At 72.0% G+C, this 18,965-nt stretch carries 18 protein-coding genes; 9 read left to right on the forward strand and 9 right to left on the reverse strand.

The annotated features are described in order from the left end of the window. The first annotated feature begins 60 nt into the window (after window positions 1-60). Window positions 61-405: a WhiB family transcriptional regulator gene (locus IE237_RS19030; RefSeq protein WP_015034550.1), complete on the forward strand. Its 345-nt coding sequence runs from the start codon at window positions 61-63 to the stop codon at window positions 403-405. Between the two features lie 59 nt (window positions 406-464). On the opposite strand, the gene bagB is transcribed toward IE237_RS19030, so the two are convergent. Then, complete coding sequence (gene bagB / locus IE237_RS19035) at window positions 465-1,838, reverse strand: ATPase BagB (RefSeq protein WP_370468224.1); 1,374 nt, start codon at window positions 1,836-1,838, stop codon at window positions 465-467. Between the two features lie 104 nt (window positions 1,839-1,942). Beyond that, window positions 1,943-2,905, reverse strand: a complete 963-nt coding sequence (gene bagA / locus IE237_RS19040; protein ID WP_189803201.1) for an ATPase BagA — start codon at window positions 2,903-2,905, stop codon at window positions 1,943-1,945. A gap of 146 nt (window positions 2,906-3,051) precedes the next feature. Here bagA and sp36 point away from each other — a divergent pair, with 146 nt between their 5' ends. From sp36 to IE237_RS19065, 5 genes are all read left to right on the forward strand, one after another. Further along, the gene (gene sp36, locus IE237_RS19045; protein WP_015034547.1) at window positions 3,052-3,210 is read left to right on the forward strand and encodes a Sp36 family protein; all 159 of its coding nucleotides are present in this window, start codon (window positions 3,052-3,054) and stop codon (window positions 3,208-3,210) included. Beyond that, window positions 3,207-3,677 carry a RidA family protein gene (locus tag IE237_RS19050; RefSeq protein ID WP_189803202.1) on the forward strand — a complete coding sequence of 157 codons (471 nt, stop codon included), beginning with the start codon at window positions 3,207-3,209 and terminating at the stop codon, window positions 3,675-3,677. Before sp36 ends, IE237_RS19050 begins: the two co-directional genes overlap by 4 nt. A gap of 107 nt (window positions 3,678-3,784) precedes the next feature. Further along, the gene (locus IE237_RS19055) at window positions 3,785-4,672 is read left to right on the forward strand and encodes an NUDIX hydrolase (protein ID WP_189803203.1); all 888 of its coding nucleotides are present in this window, start codon (window positions 3,785-3,787) and stop codon (window positions 4,670-4,672) included. Then, window positions 4,669-5,499, forward strand: a complete 831-nt coding sequence (locus tag IE237_RS19060) for an MBL fold metallo-hydrolase (RefSeq protein ID WP_189803204.1) — start codon at window positions 4,669-4,671, stop codon at window positions 5,497-5,499. Before IE237_RS19055 ends, IE237_RS19060 begins: the two co-directional genes overlap by 4 nt. A 226-nt stretch (window positions 5,500-5,725) precedes the next feature. Next, window positions 5,726-6,610, forward strand: coding sequence for a prohibitin family protein (locus tag IE237_RS19065; RefSeq protein WP_189803205.1), 885 nt, complete (start codon window positions 5,726-5,728; stop codon window positions 6,608-6,610). A gap of 72 nt (window positions 6,611-6,682) precedes the next feature. Here the strand turns inward: IE237_RS19065 and IE237_RS19070 are convergent, their stop codons facing one another. Then, a complete protein-coding gene (locus IE237_RS19070; protein ID WP_015034542.1) occupies window positions 6,683-7,357 on the reverse strand; it encodes a Crp/Fnr family transcriptional regulator in 675 nt (224 codons plus the stop codon). Between the two features lie 305 nt (window positions 7,358-7,662). Here IE237_RS19070 and nth point away from each other — a divergent pair, with 305 nt between their 5' ends. From nth to IE237_RS19085, 3 genes are all read left to right on the forward strand, one after another. Further along, on the forward strand, window positions 7,663-8,574 hold the full coding sequence (gene nth / locus IE237_RS19075) for an endonuclease III (protein WP_229842761.1): 912 nt from the start codon (window positions 7,663-7,665) through the stop codon (window positions 8,572-8,574). Window positions 8,575-8,656: 82 nt separating this feature from the next. Continuing rightward, window positions 8,657-9,361 carry an NUDIX hydrolase gene (locus tag IE237_RS19080; RefSeq protein ID WP_189803207.1) on the forward strand — a complete coding sequence of 235 codons (705 nt, stop codon included), beginning with the start codon at window positions 8,657-8,659 and terminating at the stop codon, window positions 9,359-9,361. 79 nt (window positions 9,362-9,440) lie between these two features. Further along, window positions 9,441-10,640 carry a MarP family serine protease gene (locus IE237_RS19085; protein ID WP_189803208.1) on the forward strand — a complete coding sequence of 400 codons (1,200 nt, stop codon included), beginning with the start codon at window positions 9,441-9,443 and terminating at the stop codon, window positions 10,638-10,640. A gap of 8 nt (window positions 10,641-10,648) precedes the next feature. Here the strand turns inward: IE237_RS19085 and IE237_RS40810 are convergent, their stop codons facing one another. From IE237_RS40810 to IE237_RS19110, 6 genes are all read right to left on the reverse strand, one after another. Next, the gene (locus tag IE237_RS40810; RefSeq protein ID WP_229842762.1) at window positions 10,649-10,840 is read right to left on the reverse strand and encodes a hypothetical protein; all 192 of its coding nucleotides are present in this window, start codon (window positions 10,838-10,840) and stop codon (window positions 10,649-10,651) included. Between the two features lie 135 nt (window positions 10,841-10,975). Next, window positions 10,976-11,911, reverse strand: a complete 936-nt coding sequence (locus tag IE237_RS19090; protein ID WP_189803209.1) for an alpha/beta fold hydrolase — start codon at window positions 11,909-11,911, stop codon at window positions 10,976-10,978. Further along, window positions 11,908-12,393 carry a phage holin family protein gene (locus IE237_RS19095; RefSeq protein ID WP_189803210.1) on the reverse strand — a complete coding sequence of 162 codons (486 nt, stop codon included), beginning with the start codon at window positions 12,391-12,393 and terminating at the stop codon, window positions 11,908-11,910. Before IE237_RS19095 ends, IE237_RS19090 begins: the two co-directional genes overlap by 4 nt. Before the next feature lie 73 nt (window positions 12,394-12,466). Beyond that, on the reverse strand, window positions 12,467-13,858 hold the full coding sequence (nhaA, locus tag IE237_RS19100) for a Na+/H+ antiporter NhaA (protein ID WP_189803211.1): 1,392 nt from the start codon (window positions 13,856-13,858) through the stop codon (window positions 12,467-12,469). Window positions 13,859-14,140: 282 nt separating this feature from the next. Then, complete coding sequence (acs, locus tag IE237_RS19105) at window positions 14,141-16,096, reverse strand: acetate--CoA ligase (RefSeq protein ID WP_189803212.1); 1,956 nt, start codon at window positions 16,094-16,096, stop codon at window positions 14,141-14,143. 193 nt (window positions 16,097-16,289) lie between these two features. Next, window positions 16,290-18,680: a SulP family inorganic anion transporter gene (locus IE237_RS19110; protein WP_189803213.1), complete on the reverse strand. Its 2,391-nt coding sequence runs from the start codon at window positions 18,678-18,680 to the stop codon at window positions 16,290-16,292. Between the last annotated feature and the right edge of the window lie 285 nt (window positions 18,681-18,965).

Consider the following 18,965-nt stretch of genomic DNA (forward strand, 5'->3'; position numbering starts at 1 on the left):
GCGGTGAATATGCCGCTGCCGCCGTGGGGGAGCCTCGATTCGGGAGAGGACGGCGCCGGTATGGGCTGGGTAGCTGACTGGAGTGCGCAGGCGGCCTGCCGCACTACCGATCCGGATGAACTTTTCGTGCAGGGAGCGGCACAGAACAGGGCAAAGGCGGTGTGCACCGGATGCCCGGTGCGGACCGAGTGCCTGGCCGACGCCCTCGACAACCGCGTGGAGTTCGGCGTGTGGGGCGGCATGACGGAGCGCGAGCGCCGTGCCCTGTTGCGCCGGAGGCCGACGGTCACCTCGTGGCGCCGGCTGCTGGAGACCGCGCGGACGGAGTACGAGCGGGGAGCGGGCCTGCTGCCCGTGGCGATCGAGGACGACGCCACGTACGAGGCGTACGCCGCGGTCGGCTAGCCCGACCCGTACGAGACGCGGGTACGCGTACGGATACGGGTACGCGTACGCGAGACGGCTCAGGCCGAGGGGGTCCGCCCCGCCATGAGCCGGTCACCGATGGCCCGCAGCCCGGCGAGGTCGTGCACATCGCCGGGCAGGGCGGCCACTTCGGTCACCGCCACCTCGGGGTGGAGCGCGGTGAAGCGGTCGCGGGTGCGCTGCTCACGCGAGAGCACCCGCATGCGCTCGGCATGCAGGCGCAGAAGTCCCGCGGTGAGATGACGTACGTCCACGTCTGGTGCGTCTGTTTCCTGTGCCGGTTCGGCTGTGGGGGCAGCCTCGGGTACGGGATGTGCGGCGGCGGTGGCGAGTTCGTTCGGCTCGGGCTCGGTGGCCGGGGAGCCACGCAGTCCAGCCTTCCCGCCCCCCTGATCCACAATGCGCCCCTCGTCAAGATTTTCCGCGGCGGCCCGCGCCCGCTCGGCCGACAGCCGGGCGGCGCCGCTGCCGTGGACGCGGTTGAGGACGAGACCGGCCAGCGGCATCTCCTCGGCGGCCAGCCGCTCCACGAAGTACGCGGCCTCGCGCAGCGCGTCCCGCTCCGGCGTCGCGACCACGAGGAAGGCCGTGCCCGGAGCCTGGAGCAGCTTGTACGTGGCGTCCGCGCGGGTCCGGAATCCGCCGAACATCGTGTCCATCGCCGCCACGAACGTCTGCACGTCCTTGAGGAACTGACCCCCCAGCAGCTTCCCGAGGGTCCCCGTCATCATCGACATGCCGACGTTGAGGAACTTCATCCCCGCCCGGCCGCCCACCTTCGCCGGGGCCATCAGCAGCTTGATGAACTTCCCGTCGAGGAAGGACCCGAGCCGCTTCGGCGCGTCCAGGAAGTCCAGCGCGGACCGGGACGGCGGGGTGTCGACGACGATCAGGTCCCACTCGTCGCGGGCCCGGAGCTGGCCCAGCTTCTCCATCGCCATGTACTCCTGCGTACCGGCGAAACCGGCCGACAGGGACTGGTAGAAGGGGTTCTCCAGGATCGCCCGCGCGCGCTCGGGATCCGCGTGCGCCTCGACGATCTCGTCGAACGTCCGCTTCATGTCGAGCATCATCGCGTGCAGCTCGCCGCCGTCGGAGCCCTTGATGCCGTCGACCTTGCGCGGGGTGTTGTCGAGGGAGTCGATGCCCATGGACTGGGCGAGCCGGCGCGCCGGGTCGATGGTGAGGACGACGACCCGCCGGCCGCGCTCCGCGGCCCGCACGCCGAGCGCCGCCGCCGTGGTCGTCTTGCCGACCCCGCCCGCGCCGCAGCAGACGATGATGCGGGTGCCCCGGTCGTCGAGGAGCGGATCGAGCTCGAGAACGGGCGCACGGTCGATCCCGGACGCGCCGTCGGGCCCGTCCGCGGTGGGGTCGGCGTCGTCCGCGGGCCCGACGGCGGCCGCCGTCATGCCGGTCGCGTCGGTGTCGTCCGCGGGCCCGGCGGAGGCCGCCGCCACGCCGGTCGCGTCGGTGTCCGCCCCGGCACCCGTGGCCCCGGCGCCCGCTTTCTCCGTCACGCGCCCACCCCTTGCTTCCGCAGTTCCTTCGCCAGCCGGTAGAGCCCGGCGATGTCCGCCCCGTCGCCCAGGAAGGGCAGTTCGTACGAGGGGACGCCGACGCCGTCCAGGACCGCGCGCTGCGCCCGCTCCAGCTCCACCCGCCGCGCGTGCTCGGCCGCCTGGTCGAGGAGCGGCTCGACCAGGCGCGTGCCGCCCGTGACGCCGACGGAGGCCAGGGTCCGCGCGATCGCGTCCCGGTGGTCGCCGGAGGCGGCCCGTACCGCCGCCTCGTCGAGGACGTGCGGACGGACCATGTTCACCACGACCCTGCCCACCGGCAGTTCGGCGGCCCTCAGCTCCGCGATGCCGTCCGCGGTCTCCTGGACCGGCATCTCCTCCAGGAGGGTCACCAGGTGCACCGCCGTTTCGGGGGACTTGAGGACCCGCATCACGGCCTGCGCCTGGTTGTGTATCGGGCCGATCCTGGCCAGGCCCGCGACCTCGTCGTTCACGTTGAGGAAGCGGGTGATGCGGCCGGTGGGCGGCGCGTCCATGACCACGTGGTCGTAGACGGGCCGGCCGTCCTTCTCACGTCTCCGGACCGCCTCGCACGCCTTGCCGGTCAGCAGCACGTCCCGGACGCCCGGCGCTATCGTCGTCGCGAAGTCGATCGCGCCGAGCTTCTTCAGGGCCCGTCCCGCACCGCCCAGTTTGTAGAACATCTGGAGGTAGTCGAGGAGCGCGCGCTCGGCGTCGATCGCCAGCGCGTACACCTCGCCGCCGCCCGGGGCGACGGCGATCTTGCGCTCCTCGTACGGAAGGGCTTCCGTCTCGAAGAGCTGTGCGATGCCCTGTCTGCCTTCGACCTCGACGAGGAGGGTCCGCTTGCCCTCCGTCGCGAGGGCGAGCGCGAGGGCGGCGGCGACCGTCGTCTTACCGGTACCGCCCTTGCCGCTGACGACCTGGAGCCTGCTCACGCTGTCGAGCCTAACCACTGGCGGCCGCGCGCAATCAGCAGGCCGCCCCGGAGATGCCACCTAGGGGCCGGGTCGGGGGCAGCGCCGGAGGAGCGGAGGGGGCCGCCTCGGCGGGCAGCCCCGCGGCAGCGGATACAGTCGGCCCCATGACCAAGTGGGAGTACGTCACGGTGCCGCTTCTGGTGCACGCGACCAAGCAGATTCTGGACACCTGGGGCGAGGACGGCTGGGAGCTCGTCCAGGTCGTGCCCGGGCCGAACAACCCCGAGCAGCTCGTGGCCTACCTGAAGCGGGCCAAGTCGTGAGCGGGGCCGTCGAGGCGCGCATCGCCGAGCTCGGCCTGACCCTGCCCGAGGTCGTGCCGCCGATCGCGTCCTACCAGCCGGCCGTGCAGTCCGGCGTGTACGTCTACACCTCGGGCCAGCTCCCGATGGTGGCGGGCAAGCTTCCGCTGACCGGCAAGGTCGGCGCCGAGGTCACGCCGGATGAGGCCAAGCAGCTCGCCGCCACCTGCGCGCTCAACGCCCTCGCGGCCGTGAAGTCGGTCGCCGGTGACCTCGACCGCATCAAGCGCGTCGTGAAGGTCGTCGGCTTCGTCGCCTCCGCCGCCGACTTCACCGGGCAGCCCGCCGTCATCAACGGCGCCAGCGAGCTGCTCGGCGAGATCCTCGGCGAGAAGGGCGTGCACGCGCGCAGCGCCGTCGGCGTCACCGTGCTGCCGCTCGACGCGCCGGTCGAGGTCGAGGTCCAGGTCGAGCTCGTCGACGCCTGACATCCCGTCGCGGAGCGCTGATCGCCCGCACGCACGCGTGGAGCCGGTTTCCCGATCGGGGGAAACCGGCTCTCGTGCATTCCGATGCTTGCGCATAGCATCCGGCCATGCCGAATGGTCAGTCGAAGCAGTCGAACGGTCAGTGGTACCCGGCGGAGTGGCCCGACCGCATCCGCGCCCTCGCCGCCGGTGAGCTCACCCCGGTGGCACCGCGCCGCGCCGCCACGGTCCTGCTCCTGCGGGACGGGGCCGCCGGTCCCGACGTCCACATGCTGCGCCGCCGCACGTCGATGGCCTTCGCGGGGGGTGCGTACGCCTATCCCGGCGGCGGCGTCGACCCGCGCGACGAGCAGCCGGTGCGCTGGGCGGGCCCGTCCCTGGAGACGTGGGCGGCCCGGCTCGGCCTGGACGACGCCGCGCAGGCCCAGGCCGTGGTCTGCGCCGCCGTGCGCGAGACCTTCGAGGAGGCGGGCGTGCTGCTCGCCGGGGAGACCGAGGACGGCGTCGTCGGCGACACGACCGGCGAGGAGTGGGAGCGGGACCGGGAGGCGCTCGTCGCCCGTGAGCTGTCCTTCGCCGACTTCCTGGACCGGCGCGGCCTGGTCCTGCGCTCGGACCTGCTGGGCGCGTGGGCCCGCTGGATCACCCCGGAGTTCGAGCAGCGCCGGTACGACACCTGGTTCTTCGTGGCGGCGCTCCCGGAGGGGCAGCGGACCCGGGACGTCTCCGGCGAGGCGGACCGCACGGTCTGGATCCGCCCGGCGGAGGCCGCGGCCGGCTACGACCGGGGCGAGCTGACGATGATGCCGCCGACGATCTCGACCCTGCGCACCCTGGAGCCGTTCGGGACGGCCGCCGAGGCGCTGGCGGCGGCGGGGGAGCAGGACATGGCTCCGGTCCTCGCGCAGGCGCGCCTGGAGGGCGACGAGCTGGTCCTCAGCTGGCCGGGGCACGAGGAGTTCACCAAGGTGATCCCCCGCGGGGGTGCGCGATGAGCGATGCCGCCGCCCTGCCGGGCCAGCCGCGCGGGCTCGTGGTCTCCGGGCCCGCGACCGAACGCGCCGTGAACGTCCTGGCGCCGAACCCGTCCGCGATGACCCTCGACGGCACCAACACCTGGCTGCTGTCCGAGCCGGGCTCCGGCCTCGCCGTCGTCGTCGACCCGGGCCCGCTCGACGACGGCCATCTCCGGCATGTGATCGACACCGCCGAGAAGCTCGGCAAGCGGATCGCGCTGACCCTGCTGACCCACGGCCACCCGGACCACGCGGAGGGCGCGGGCCGTTTCGCGGAGCTGACGGGGACGGCCGTGCGGGCCCTCGATCCGGCGCTGCGGCTCGGTGACGAGGGGCTCGGCGCGGGGGACGTGGTGACCGTCGGCGGCCTGGAGCTGCGGGTCGTCCCGACGCCCGGGCACACCTCGGACTCGCTCTCCTTCCACCTGCCGGCCGACCGGGCGGTGCTGACGGGCGACACCATCCTGGGGCGCGGGACGACGATGGTCGCGCACCCGGACGGGCGGCTCGGGGACTACCTGGACTCGCTGCGGCGGCTGCGTTCGCTGACGGTCGACGACGGGGTGCACACGGTCCTGCCGGGGCACGGGCCGGTCCTGGAGGACGCGCAGGGGGCCGTGGAGTTCTATCTCGCGCACCGGGCGAGCAGGCTCGCCCAGGTCGAGACGGCGGTCGAGGCCGGGTACCGGACGGCGGCGGAGGTCGTCGCCCACGTGTACGCGGACGTGGACCGCTCCCTGTGGCCGGCGGCGGAGCTGTCCGTACGGGCGCAGCTGGAGTACCTGAGGGAGCACGGCCTGGTCTAGGAGGTGTCCTGTCGATCAGACCGGGCTCGCGGCGGTCCGGGCCCCCGGCTCCCGGGATCCCGGGCTCGCGGCGGTCCGGGCTCCCCGGCTCCCGGGATGTCCGGAGTGGGGGCCTCCGGGGCGGTCGTCACGATCCTGTCCCGAGGAGGCCCCCGGCCTTTTGGCGTTCCTGACCCGTGTTTTACGCTCCGCTTACTTCTGGCCGTAGCTTTCGGGGGGAACGCCCGTGTTCGTCATCGCCATCCTGCTGGTCATAGCCGCAGTGGTGCTCTTTTTCGTCGGCCGCGCCAATGACTCCACGGGGCTGAAGTTCGGCGCCCTGGGCGCGGTCCTGGCCGGTCTCTTCTCGCTCATCGTGAGCATGACGTACGTGATCAGCGCCTACGAGGTCGGCGTGCCGGTCGCCTTCGGCAAGGTCGGTTCGCCGATGACCTCGGGCATGCACGTGAAGTCGCCGTTCACGGACGTCACGACCTTCTCCACCCGCCCGGTGGACCTCAACCTCTCCGACAAGGACGTGGTCGAGGTCCGCTCCTCGCAGGGCGGCGTCATGTACGCCGAGGTCACCGTGAAGTGGTCCGTCGACCAGGCGAAGGCCGTCGAGCTGTACAAGCTCGCGGGCAGCGAGGACGCCATCCAGCAGCGCCTCGTCTACCCCGACAGCCGCGAGATCGTCCGTAACGTCTTCGCCCACTACACGAGCGAGCAGGGCTACGCCTCCGACCGCGAGAAGATCAACGCCGAGATCGGCCGCCTGATCACGGAGCGCCTGGCCCCCCGCGGCATCGACGTGACCACGGTCAACCTGCGCAACGTGAAGCCCTCGGACTCCCTCCAGGCCCAGATCGACCGCAAGATCCAGCAGCAGCAGTCCACCGAGCGAGCCCTGGAGGCCTCCCGTACGGCGAAGGCCGAGTCCGACCGCCGCCGGATCGAGGCGGAGGGCATCGCCCGCGCCAACAAGATCCTCAACGACTCGCTGACGGACAAGGTCCTGATGAACCAGTGCATCGACGCCTACAAGGAGGCCGCGGCGAAGAACCCGGTCTACGCGGTGCCCTGCGGGAACGCCGGCTCCGCCCCGGTGATCGTGGACGGCTCCAAGCGCTGACCGTCCCCCAGGACGCGAGAAGGCCGCCCCGGTCCTCGGACCGGGGCGGCCTTTCCGTGTGTACGGGGGTGCTTACCGCGAGCGCTTCGCGAGGCGCTCCACGTCCAGCAGGATCACGGCGCGGGCCTCCAGGCGCAGCCAGCCGCGCTGGGCGAAGTCGGCGAGCGCCTTGTTGACCGTCTCGCGGGAGGCGCCGACCAGCTGGGCCAGCTCCTCCTGGGTGAGGTCGTGGACGACGTGGATGCCCTCCTCGGACTGCACGCCGAAGCGGCGCGACAGGTCGAGGAGCGCGCGGGCGACACGGCCCGGGACGTCGGAGAAGACCAGGTCGGACATCTGGTCGTTGGTCTTGCGCAGCCGGCGGGCGACGGCGCGCAGCAGCGCGGTGGCCACCTCGGGGCGGGCGTTCAGCCAGGGCTGGAGGTCGCCGTGGCCGAGGCCGAGCAGCTTGACCTCGGTCAGCGCGGTCGCGGTGGCGGTGCGCGGGCCCGGGTCGAAGAGGGACAGCTCGCCGATGAGCTCGCCGGGGCCGAGGACGGCCAGCATGTTCTCGCGGCCGTCGGGGGACGTGCGGTGCAGCTTCACCTTGCCCTCGGTCACCACGTACAGGCGGTCGCCGGGGTCGCCCTCGTGGAAGAGCGCGTCACCACGGGCGAGCGTCGCCTCACTCATCGAGGCGCGCAGCTCGGCTGCCTGCTCGTCATCGAGCGCCGCGAAGAGCGGGGCGCGCCGCAGAACGTCGTCCACGAGTTCTCTCCTACTGTCGACCTGCTCAAAGGACCTGGGTCCCATGATGCCGGACGCACAAAACAGTGCGATCAATCACAACAAGTTTGACGCACCGAGCCGCCGGTCCGTACGCCAGGGGCCCGATTGGGCTCCGATCGGCCACGCCCGGGGCGGATGTCGGTGGCGGCGCCTAGGCTGGCCGGGTGTCCAACTCGCCGGTGAGAGCGCAGGCCAAGGGGGCTGAAAGAGTGTCGGCCGAAGGTAATTCCGCTGTGGGCGAACACGGCGTGTCGAAACAGGCAAAGGGTGCAAAAGGGAAGCCTGTGAAGCCCGCCGCGCCCGCCGGTCCCTCGAAGTCCGCGGCCACCGCCAAGCCCGCGAAAGCCGCGGCCACCGCCAAGCCGGCGAAAGCCGCCGCGCCCGCCAAGCCGGCGAAGAAGTCCGCCGCGCCCGCCAAGCCCGCCAAGCCCGAGTCGCGGCTCGCGATGGTCCGCCGGGCGCGCCGGATCAACCGCGAACTGGCCGAGGTCTACCCGTACGCCCATCCGGAGCTCGACTTCCGCAACCCCTTCGAGCTGCTCGTCGCCACGGTCCTCTCGGCCCAGACCACCGACCTGCGGGTCAACCAGACCACCCCCGCCCTCTTCGCGAAGTACCCCACGCCCGAGGACCTCGCCGCAGCCGTGCCCGAGGAGGTCGAGGAGCTGATCCGGCCGACCGGCTTCTTCCGCGCCAAGACCAAGTCGATCATGGGCCTCGCCACCGCCCTCAGGGACGACTTCGGCGGAGAGGTCCCCGGCCGCCTGGAGGACCTCGTCAAGCTCCCCGGCGTCGGCCGCAAGACCGCCTTCGTCGTCCTCGGCAACGCCTTCGGGGTCCCCGGCATCACCGTCGACACCCACTTCATGCGCCTCGCCCGGCGCTGGCGGTGGACCGAGTCCGACGACCCGGTGAAGATCGAGGCCGAGGTCGCCGCGATCTTCCCGAAGAGCGAGTGGACGATGCTCTCGCACCGGGTGATCTTCCACGGCCGCCGCATCTGCCACGCCCGCAAGCCTGCCTGCGGCGCCTGCCCGATCACCCACCTCTGCCCCTCGTACGGCGAGGGCGAGACCGATCCCGAGAAGGCGAGGAAGCTGCTCAAGTACGAGATGGGCGGCCTCCCCGGCCAGCGGCTGAACCCGCCGCCCGGCTACCCCGGCCGCCCCGCGCCGCCCCTCGGCGGCTCCGCCTGAACCCCGTCCGGGGAGCCCGGCGGGGGGCGCCCACCGGGAACGAACACGTCCATCGATCGCGTTGTGAACCACGGGGGTGCCTATGACGCGCACTGACGAAGAGATCCACGGCCCCGGCACGGGCCGCCTGCTCAGCCGGGACGGGCTGCCGGACTGGCTCGGCCCCGTCGACCGGGCCGCGCGCACGATCCGGCCCGAGCAGCTGAGCCGCTTCCTGCCGCCCGAGAGCGGCGCCGGACGCCAGTCCGCCGTCCTCGTCCTCTTCGGCGAGGGCGAGCGCGGACCCGAGCTGCTCCTGATGGAGCGGTCCGGCAGCCTCCGCTCGCACGCGGGACAGCCCTCCTTCCCCGGCGGCGCCCTCGACCCCGAGGACGGCGACCCGGCGGACGGCGGGCTGCTGCGCGCCGCCCTGCGCGAGGCCCAGGAGGAGACCGGCCTCGACCCGCGGGGCGTCCAGGTCTTCGGCGTCCTGCCCCGGCTCTACATCCCCGTCAGCGGCTTCGTCGTCACCCCCGTCCTCGGCTGGTGGCGCACCCCCAGCCCGGTCGGCGTCGTCGATCCCGGCGAGACCGCCCGCGTCTTCACCGTCCCCGTGGCGGATCTCACGGATCCCGAGAACCGCGCGACCACCGTCCACCCGAGCGGCCACCAGGGCCCCGCGTTCCTCGTCGCATCCGCTCTGGTCTGGGGTTTTACGGCCGGAGTCATCGACCGGCTGCTCCACTTCTCGGGCTGGGAGCGACCCTGGGACCGGTCCAAGCAGGTCCCGCTCGACTGGCGCTCATGACAGGCTGGCCCCCGGGCGCGCCGGCCTTCGGGCCGGCTGACCCCGGGCGACCGGAAACGAATCTGCGAGGCTACTGACGGTGAACGTGCTGGACATCCTGTTGCTGCTCGCCGCCGTGTGGTTCGCGATCATCGGTTACCGCCAGGGTTTCGTGGTCGGCATCCTCTCGGTGATCGGCTTCCTCGGCGGCGGTCTCGTCGCCGTCCTGCTGCTCCCCATCCTCTGGGACCAGCTGACCGACAACAGCGAGGTCTCGACCACGGCCACCGTCGTCTTCGTGATGGTGGTCATCGTCTGCGCCTCCGTCGGCCAGGCCTTCACCACCCACCTCGGCAACAGGCTGCGCCGCCACATCACCTGGTCGCCGGCCCGCGCCCTGGACGCCACCGGCGGCGCCCTCGTCAACGTCGTCGCGATGCTGCTCGTCGCCTGGCTGATCGGCTCGGCCCTCGCCCGTACCTCGCTGCCCACCCTGGGCAAGGAGGTGCGGAACTCCAAGGTGCTGCTCGGCGTCGAGCAGGTGATGCCGGATCAGGCCTCCGGCTGGTTCGACGACTTCAGCTCCACCCTGGCCCGCAGCGGCTTCCCCCAGGTCTTCAGCCCCTTCGCGAACGAGCCGATCACCCCGGTCACCCCGCCCGACCCGGCGCTCGCCGACAGCCCGGTCGCCGCCCGCGCGCAGCGCTCCATCGTGAAGGTCGTCGGCACCGCGCAGAGCTGCGGCAAGGTCCTCGAAGGCACCGGCTTCGTCTTCGCCGACCGCCGCATCATGACCAACGCCCACGTCGTCGGCGGCGTCGACGAACCGACCGTCCAGATAGGCGGCGAGGGCAAGCTCTACGACGCCAAGGTCGTCCTCTACGACTGGCGGCGCGACATCGCCGTCCTGGACGTGCCGGACCTCAGGGCGACGCCGCTGGCCTTCACCGACGAGGACGCCCGCAGCGGCGACGACGCGATCGTCGCCGGATTCCCCGAGAACGGCTCGTACGACGTGCGCTCCGCCCGCGTGCGGGGCCGCATCAGCGCCAAGGGCCCCGACATCTACCACCGCGACGAGGTGCGCAGGGACGTCTACTCGCTGTACGCGACGGTCCGCCAGGGCAACTCCGGCGGTCCGCTCCTCACCGAGGACGGCGAGGTGTACGGCGTGATCTTCGCCCGCTCCCTCGACGACGCGAACACCGGATACGCCCTGACGGTCGACGAGATCCGCGAGGACATCGAGCGCGGCCGGACCGCCGACCAGCAGGTCGACACCCAGGCCTGCGCCCTCTGAGCCCCGCCCTACGGGGTGTCTCTGGGGTGCCGGAGCCGGGCCGAGACCCAGCGGGCCCGGCGGCGCAGGATGCGCGAGATCCCCACCCCTTGCACCGCGTGGCCCTGGTCCGGCGGGCCACCCCTCTCGCGGGAGCCCGGCCCCGTGGCCGAGCGGCGGTCGCGTGCTGTCGTGTCACCGTAGTCGTGCGTCCAGCCCATACCTCGACGTCTGCCCGGGGGCCAAGGTCGGTAACCGCCCCGGGGCCCGCCAATTGGAGTATGCGCGAGGCACATGGCCGTTCGACGGACGCCTGTGCGCCGCCGCCTCCGTGACGGAGGCTCAGGAGTCCCCGCTCAGCGGTCGGGCTCGGGGTCCTTCAGCCAGTTGACGAGCTCCGTGGTGAAGGCCACCGGGTCCTCCTCGTGCGGGAAGTGCCCGAGGCCGTCGAAGAGCCGCCAGCGGTACGGAGCCTCCACGTACTCGCCGGATCCCGCGGCGCTGCGGGTCCGCATCACCGGGTCCAGGGAGCCGTGCAGATGGAGCGTCGGCACCCGGACCGGCCGCTTCATGCGCCGGTTGAACTGGATGCCGTCCGGGCGGGCCAGCGACCGCACCATCCAGCGGTACGGCTCGATCGAGCAGTGCGCCGTCGACGGGACGCACATCGCCCGCCGGTACACGTCGAGGGACTCCTCGTCGACCGGCTTCGGACCCGACCAGTCCCGGATCAGCTCGCCCACCAGCGCCCCGTCGTCCGCGACGAGCTGACGCTCCGGGATCCACGGCCGCTGGAAGCCCCACACGTGCGAGCCGGCCCGCGACTGCGCGAAGTCGGAGAGCATCGCCGAGCGCCAGCGGCGCGGGTGCGGCATCGAGGAGACCACGAGCCGGCGCACCAGCTTCGGCCGCATGACGGCGGCCGTCCAGGCGAGGTAGCCGCCCAGGTCGTGCCCGACGAGCGCCGCGTCCGGCTCGCCCAGGGAACGGACGACCCCGGTGATGTCGAGGGCCAGGTTGGCGGGGTCGTAACCACGCGGTGTGCGGTCGCTGCCGCCCACCCCGCGCAGGTCCATCGCGACCGCCCGGAACCCGGCCTCGGCCAGGGCGGGCAGCTGGTGGCGCCAGGTCCACCAGAACTGCGGAAAGCCGTGCAGGAGCAGCACCAGCGGGCCGTCGCCCATCTCGGCGATGTGGAAGCGGGCGCCGTTGGCGGCGACGTCGCGGTGGGTCCACGGCCCGTCGAGGCGTACGGGCCCGCCGTTGCCGCTGCTGCTCTCGGGGAGGGTCATACGGACGAGCGTGCCACAGCGGAGGCCTTGTCCAGCGCCGGACGCTGCTCCGGACGGGGGTGCGGCTTCGCGTTCTGCATGATCGCCGCCGTCTGCTTGGCGGAGGCGATGGACCTCTCCGGCGGCTTCACCTTCTTGAACTTGGAGTACGCGATCAGCCCGAGGAGGGTCGCGAGCAGCACGTTGAAGGCGAAGGACAGCAGGAAGCACCAGACGAGGTTCCAGCCCCCGTTGCCGTTGTGCCCGCCGGTCCAGGTGTTGATGGCGTACGCGAGCGCGAAGCTCAGCATCGGCAGCGAGAACAGCAGCACCACAAGGGCGCCGATTCCCATGATGCTGCCGAACGCACCGCGCTTGACGTCCTGTCGCAGTTCGGCCTTGGCCAGGGCGATCTCGTCGTGCACCAGCGCGGACATCTCGGCGGTCGCCGAGGCGACCAGCTGGCCGAGGCTGCGCTCGGTTCCGTCGAACGGGTCGCTCATCGCTGCTCCCTCTTCTCTTCTGCGGTCCGAGGCCTCTTCTACGGTGCGAGCCTCTTCCACGGTCCGAATCAGATCATGCCGGACGGTCGGCCCCGTCGCGCGATGCCCCCGCCACTTGGGCGCGCTCCCGGTGTTCCGCGGCCTTCCTCTCGTAGATCTCGGCCATCCGCAGGTGGTACTCCGGATTGTCCTGCTCGTAGATGTCGGGGATGCCGTCCTCGTCCTCGTCACGCTCCTCGTCGGAGACGAGCGCCTGGTACTTCCGGACCCGCAGCTTCAGCAGGACGGAGGCGAGGACGGCCGCGATGAGCGAGCCGATCAGGACGGCTGCCTTCACCTCGTCGGTGAGGACGTCGTCCCCGGCGAAGGCGAGCTCGCCGATGAGCAGCGAGACCGTGAAGCCGATCCCGGCGAGGGTGGCGACGGCGAACACGTCCGGCCAGGCCAGGTCGGGGTTGAGCTCCGCCCGGGTGAAGCGGGCGGCGAGCCAGGTGCCGCCGAAGATGCCGATCGTCTTGCCCACGACGAGACCGAGGACCACGCCGAGGGTGACCGGCTGGGTGAAGACGTCGTGGATCGCGCCGCCGGAGACGCTCACACCGGCGGAGAAGAGCGCGAAGAGGGGCACGGCGAGGCCGGCCGAGAGCGGCCGGACCAGGTGCTCGATGTGCTCGCCGGGGGAGTGCTCCTCGCCCTCCCGGGTGGTGCAGCGGAGCATCAGGCCCATGGCGACGCCGGCGATGGTGGCGTGGACGCCGCTGTTGTACATCAGGCCCCAGATGACCAGGGCCAGCGGCACGTACACGTACCAGCCGCGGACGCCCTTGCGGAGCAGTACCCAGAAGACGACGAGTCCGGCGACGGCGCCACCGAGCGCGGCGAAGTTCAGGTCGCTGGTGAAGAAGATCGCGATGATCAGGATCGCGAAGAGGTCGTCGACGACGGCGAGGGTGAGCAGGAAGGCGCGCAGCGCCGACGGCAGCGAGGTGCCGATGACGGCGAGGACGGCGAGCGCGAAGGCGATGTCGGTCGCGGTCGGCACGGCCCAGCCGTCCATCGAGCCGCCGCCGAGGGCGTTGACCAGGGCGTAGACGAGGGCGGGGGCCGCCATGCCGCAGAGCGCCGCGACGACGGGGAGCGCGGCGGCCCTGGGGTCGCGCAGCTCGCCCGCGACGAGCTCGCGCTTGAGCTCGATGCCGGCGACGAAGAAGAAGATCGCCAGGAGGCCGTCGGCCGCCCAGTGCTGGATCGACAGGTCGAGGCCGAGGGCGGCGGGGCCTATGTGGAAGTCGCTGACGGTCTCGTAGCTCGCGCTGAGCGGGCTGTTCGCCCAGACGAGGGCGGCGACGGCGGCGAGGAGTAGCAGCACGCCGCCGACGGTCTCGGTGCGCAGCGCGTCGGCGAGGTACCGCCGCTCGGGCAGCGAGAGGCGGCCGAGGAACTTGCGGTCGGTGGACTCGGACACGTGGGGGACCTCCGTCGGGCAGGCAGGGCGAAGCACATGCCGACCAGACTTCCCGGCTCACCTAGGTCTTTCTGTCGCGTTCCTGACGCGGTCCTTACTTTACCTAACGAGATCGGGGTGTGTCCGGCGGGATTCACTCTAGGGAGATTCGCCCCTTTCGTCCCGTCGGGATGGAGCACTCGGGCGGGGTCGTGGGCGGGGTGTGGGCGGGGTACGCGGAGGGGGTACGCGAACGCCCGCCCCGAGCGGCTCGGGGCGGGCGTTCATGCCGTACGGGGGAGGTCAGTCCTCGCTGGACGTGGCCGGCAGCTGGGTCTGGATGAGCGACATGACCGAGGAGTCGGTCAGGGTGGTGACGTCACCCAGCTCGCGGTTCTCCGCGACGTCGCGCAGCAGACGGCGCATGATCTTGCCCGAGCGGGTCTTCGGCAGCTCCGCCACCGGCAGGATCCGCTTCGGCTTGGCGATCGGGCCGAGCGTCGCGCCGACGTGGTTGCGCAGGTCGGCGACCAGGTTGTCGTCCTCGCTCGCCGTGCCGCGCAGGATGACGAAGGCGACGATGGCCTGACCGGTCGTCTCGTCGGCGGCGCCGACGACGGCCGCCTCGGCCACCGACGGGTGCGAGACGAGGGCCGACTCGACCTCGGTCGTCGAGATGTTGTGACCCGAGACGAGCATGACGTCGTCGACCCGGCCGAGCAGCCAGATGTCGCCGTCGTCGTCCTTCTTGGCGCCGTCACCGGCGAAGTACTTGCCCTCGAAGCGGGACCAGTACGTGTCGATGTAGCGCTGGTCGTCGCCCCAGATGGTGCGGAGCATCGACGGCCACGGCTCGGTGAGCACCAAGTAGCCGCCGCCGCCGTTCGGGACCTCGTTCGCCTCGTCGTCCACGACGGTGGCGGAGATGCCCGGCAGCGGGCGCTGGGCGGAGCCCGGCTTGGTCTCGGTGACGCCCGGCAGCGGCGAGATCATCATCGCGCCGGTCTCGGTCTGCCACCAGGTGTCCACGATCGGGGTCTTGCCCGCGCCGATGTGCTCGCGGTACCAGACCCAGGCCTCGGGGTTGATCGGCTCGCCGACCGAGCCGAGCACGCGGAGGCTGGACAGGTCGAACTTCGCGGGGATGTCGTCGCCCCACTTCATGAACGTGCGGATCGCGGTGGGCGCCGTGTAGAGGATCGTGACGCCGTACTTCTGCACGATCTCCCAGAACCGGCCCTGGTGCGGGGTGTCCGGGGTGCCCTCGTACATGACCTGCGTCGCGCCGTTGGCCAGCGGGCCGTAGACGATGTACGAGTGTCCGGTGACCCAGCCGATGTCGGCGGTGCACCAGTAGACGTCGCTCTCCGGCTTGAGGTCGAAGACGGCGTGGTGGGTGTAGGCGGCCTGGGTGAGGTAGCCGCCGGAGGTGTGCAGGATGCCCTTCGGCTTCCCCGTGGTGCCCGAGGTGTAGAGGATGAAGAGCGGGTGCTCCGCCGGGAACGCCTCGGGGGTGTGCTCGGTGGACTGACGGGCGACGATGTCGTCCCACCAGACGTCGCGGCCCTCGGTGAAGGCGGTGTCCTGACCCGTCCGGCGGACCACGAGGACGTGCTCGACCTGCGGGCACTTGGCGACGGCCTCGTCGATGGCCGGCTTGAGGGCGCTCGGCTTGCCGCGGCGGTAGCCGCCGTCGGCGGTGACGACCAGCTTGGCGTCGGCGTCCTGGATGCGGGAGGCGACGGCGTCGGCCGAGAAGCCGCCGAAGACCACGGAGTGGGCGGCACCGACGCGGGCGCAGGCCAGCATCGTGATGGCGGCCTCGGGGATCATCGGCAGGTAGACGGCGACCCGGTCGCCCTTGCGGACGCCCAGCTCGGTCAGGGCGTTGGCGGCCTTGGAGACCTCGTCCTTGAGCTCGGCGTAGGTGATCGCGCGGCTGTCGCCGGGCTCGCCCTCGAAGTGGATGGCGACCCGGTCGCCGAGGCCGGCCTCGACGTGCCGGTCGACGCAGTTGTACGCCACGTTCAGCTCGCCGTCGGCGAACCACTTGGCGAACGGCGGGTTCGACCAGTCGAGGGTCTCGGTCGGCTCGGTGGCCCAGCTCAGGCGCCTGGCCTGCTCGGCCCAGAAGCCCAGCCTGTCCGCCTTGGCCTGCTCGTACGCCTCCGCCGTCACATTGGCGTCCGCGGCCAGCTCGGTGGGCGGCGCGAACCGCCGCTCTTCCTTGAGCAGGTTGGCCAAGGATTCGTTGCTCACGACATCTCCCTTTCCCAGGGCGTCCTCTGTGCGTATGTGTCCCGCGTCATAGCTCATCAGTCAGATGCCCGGGTGACAAGAGCCTCCAGGGAATTGGTTTAGACCTGTGAGTGGCTTGACGTGCGGTGGCCCCTTCTTCCCGAGCGGTGGGAGAAGGGGCCACACAGTCTCACGGCCGGGGGGACCGGAAGGTTCAGGACGCGCGCGCCGACTCCAGGTGGCCCGTCGGCATGACCTGGGTGAAGACGTCGTCGTAGCTGTGCACCTCGTCCGTACCGGAGAGGAGGTACGCCTGCGCCTCGCCCACATGGAAGTACACGCCGTGCAGCGTGAGCGTGCCCTCGGCCAGCCGGCGCGCCACCGGCTCGTACGCCCGCAGGTGCTCCAGCTGCTGGACCACGTTGGTCAGGCAGAGCTGCTCGACCGCGTCGGCCGGAAGACGCCCGGAGATCCGCGCCCAGGCGTGCCGCCGGCTCGCCATCCGCTCCAGGCTGGGCCGACCGTGACGCAGCCAGCGGCGGAGCGGGGTCGGCGGGTCGTCCGGGCCGCCGCTCAGCAGGGCCTGCATCGCGCCGCAGCCGGAGTGGCCGCAGACGGTGATCGACTCGACCCGCAGCACGTCCACCGCGTACTCGATCGCCGCCGCCACCGAGTCGTCCCCGCTCTCCTCGCCGGGGAGCGGGACGAGATTGCCGACGTTGCGCACGGTGAAGAGGTCACCGGGGCCGCTGGAGGTGATCATGCTGGTGACGAGACGGGAGTCGGCGCACGTCAGGAAGAGCTGCGAGGGACGCTGTCCCTCCCGTGCGAGCCGCGCGAGCTCGTCCCGCACGAGCGGTGCCGTGTTCCGCTGGAACTTGCCGATGCCGCTCGCCAGGTGCAGCCCCGTCGTCCGTCTGGGCTCGGCGGTCCGGCTCGTCTCGGTGGTCTCCGTGGTCTCGCCGGCTTCGGTGGTCCCGGTGGGCTTCTCGCCGCACTGGTGGTTGTGCCAGGGCGTCCAGGGGCGGCAGCACGGGTGCGAGGCGGAGGCGGTGACCGGGGCCGGCTCGGCGATCCGGACCCCGGAGGGGCCGGTCGTCTCGACCGTCCCGCCGTGGGCGAGGTGCCCCGCGGTCCAGTCGCTCAGCGCCTCGTAGGCGGCGTGGTCCATGAAGGACCCGTCCAGCTCGACCACCACGTCGGACCCCCGCGGCAGCTGGTGCAGGGCCCGGCTGAGCCGCGGCACGGCGAGGAAGGTCAGCTGGCCCCGGACGTGCAGCAGCTGGCGCCCGTCCCGCTCCTCCCGGGTGATCCGGGTGCGGGCCAGCCGGTGCAGCGCGACCGCGATGGCCACGGCGATGCCCAGGGCGACGCCCTCCAGGATCCCGACGAGGACGACGCCGGTCAGCGTCACCGCGTAGACGACGACCTCACGGTGCCGTGTGACCGTACGGATGTGGGTGATGCTCACCATCTGGATGCCGACCACCATGACGAGCGCGGCCAGCGCGGGCAGCGGGATCAGGTCGAGCACCGGCACGAGCAGCAGCGCCGCGAGCACGACCCAGAGGCCGTGCAGCATGGTCGAGGCGCGACTCACCGCGCCCGCCGAGACGTTGGCGACGCTGCGGACCGCGACACCGGCGACCGGGAGGCCGCCGAGCGCCCCCGAGAGCACGTTGGCCGCGCCCTGTCCGGCGAGCTCGCGGTCGAGGTCGGAGCGCGGGACGCCCCGGCCGAGGTCCCCGCGGGCGGCGACCAGCTTGTCGACCGCGACGGCCGACAGCAGCGACTGCACGCTGGTGACGAGGGTGATCGTGAGCACCCCGGCGGCGATGCCGAGGACCGGACCCTCGGGCAGGCCCGGCAGCGCGTGGCTGCTCCAGGACGGCAGGTCCACGCGGGGCACGGCGAGTCCGGCGAGGGCGGCCACGGCCGTCGCCCCGGCGACCGCGACGAGCGCTGCCGGGGCCTTCCGGGCGAGCCGGCCCGCCCGGCCGGGCAGCCGGGGCCAGCACAGCAGCGCGGCCACGGTGAGGGCGCTGATGACGAGCGCGGCCGGCTGGGCGTGCGCCAACTGGGCCGGCAGCCCGAGGACGTTGTCCACGGCGGAGCTCTGGGGGGTGCCGCCCAGCACGATGTGGAGCTGGGCGAGGGCGATGGTCACGCCGATGCCGGCCAGCATGCCGTGCACGATCGCGGGCGAGACGGCGAGTGCCGAGCGGGCCACGCGCAGGGCGGACAGGGCGAGTTGGGTGAGGCCGGCGAGGGCGGTGATGGCGCAGGTGGTGCGCCAGCCGTACCGCTGGATCAGCTCGGCGGTCACGACGGTGAGTCCGGCGGCGGGGCCGCTCACCTGGAGCGGGGAGCCGCCGAACCGGCCGGCGACGAGGCCGCCGACGGCGGCGGCCACCAGGCCGGCCTGGAGCGGGGCTCCGGTGGCGAGTGCGATGCCGAGTGAGAGCGGCAGCGCGATCAGGAAGACGGCGACGGACGCGGAGAGGTCGGCGCCGGCGACGCGGAAACGGCGGGGCCCCTCCGGCGGGCTGTGGGGCCGCTGGATCCGAGGCCTGTTGGTCGTGCGGGCAGGGGTGCAGAGGGTCATGTTCCCGTCTCCTCCGGGGCAGCGCGGTCGCGGCTCGTGCGGGGTGCAGCGGCGGGATTCCCGGCGCCCCCTCCGGAGAGGGGAGATCAACGCTCGGTAAATGGATAGTAATGGAGAGTAAAGACTGCGGCACTATTTTCGGGGCAAACAGGGCAATGATTCACCGGATCCGGTGACAGAACGTGCGCACGCCGCTTGTCGTTGACGCTCCTCGGTCCTCGTGGTGCGAGGTTGACGCCGCTTGTACGGAAATCGCTTGTAGTGAAATCCGAGGATCTGAGGAGA

Origin of the sequence: Streptomyces tanashiensis (assembly GCF_014648895.1) — a bacterium.
Classification (GTDB): Bacteria; Actinomycetota; Actinomycetes; order Streptomycetales; family Streptomycetaceae; genus Streptomyces; species Streptomyces tanashiensis.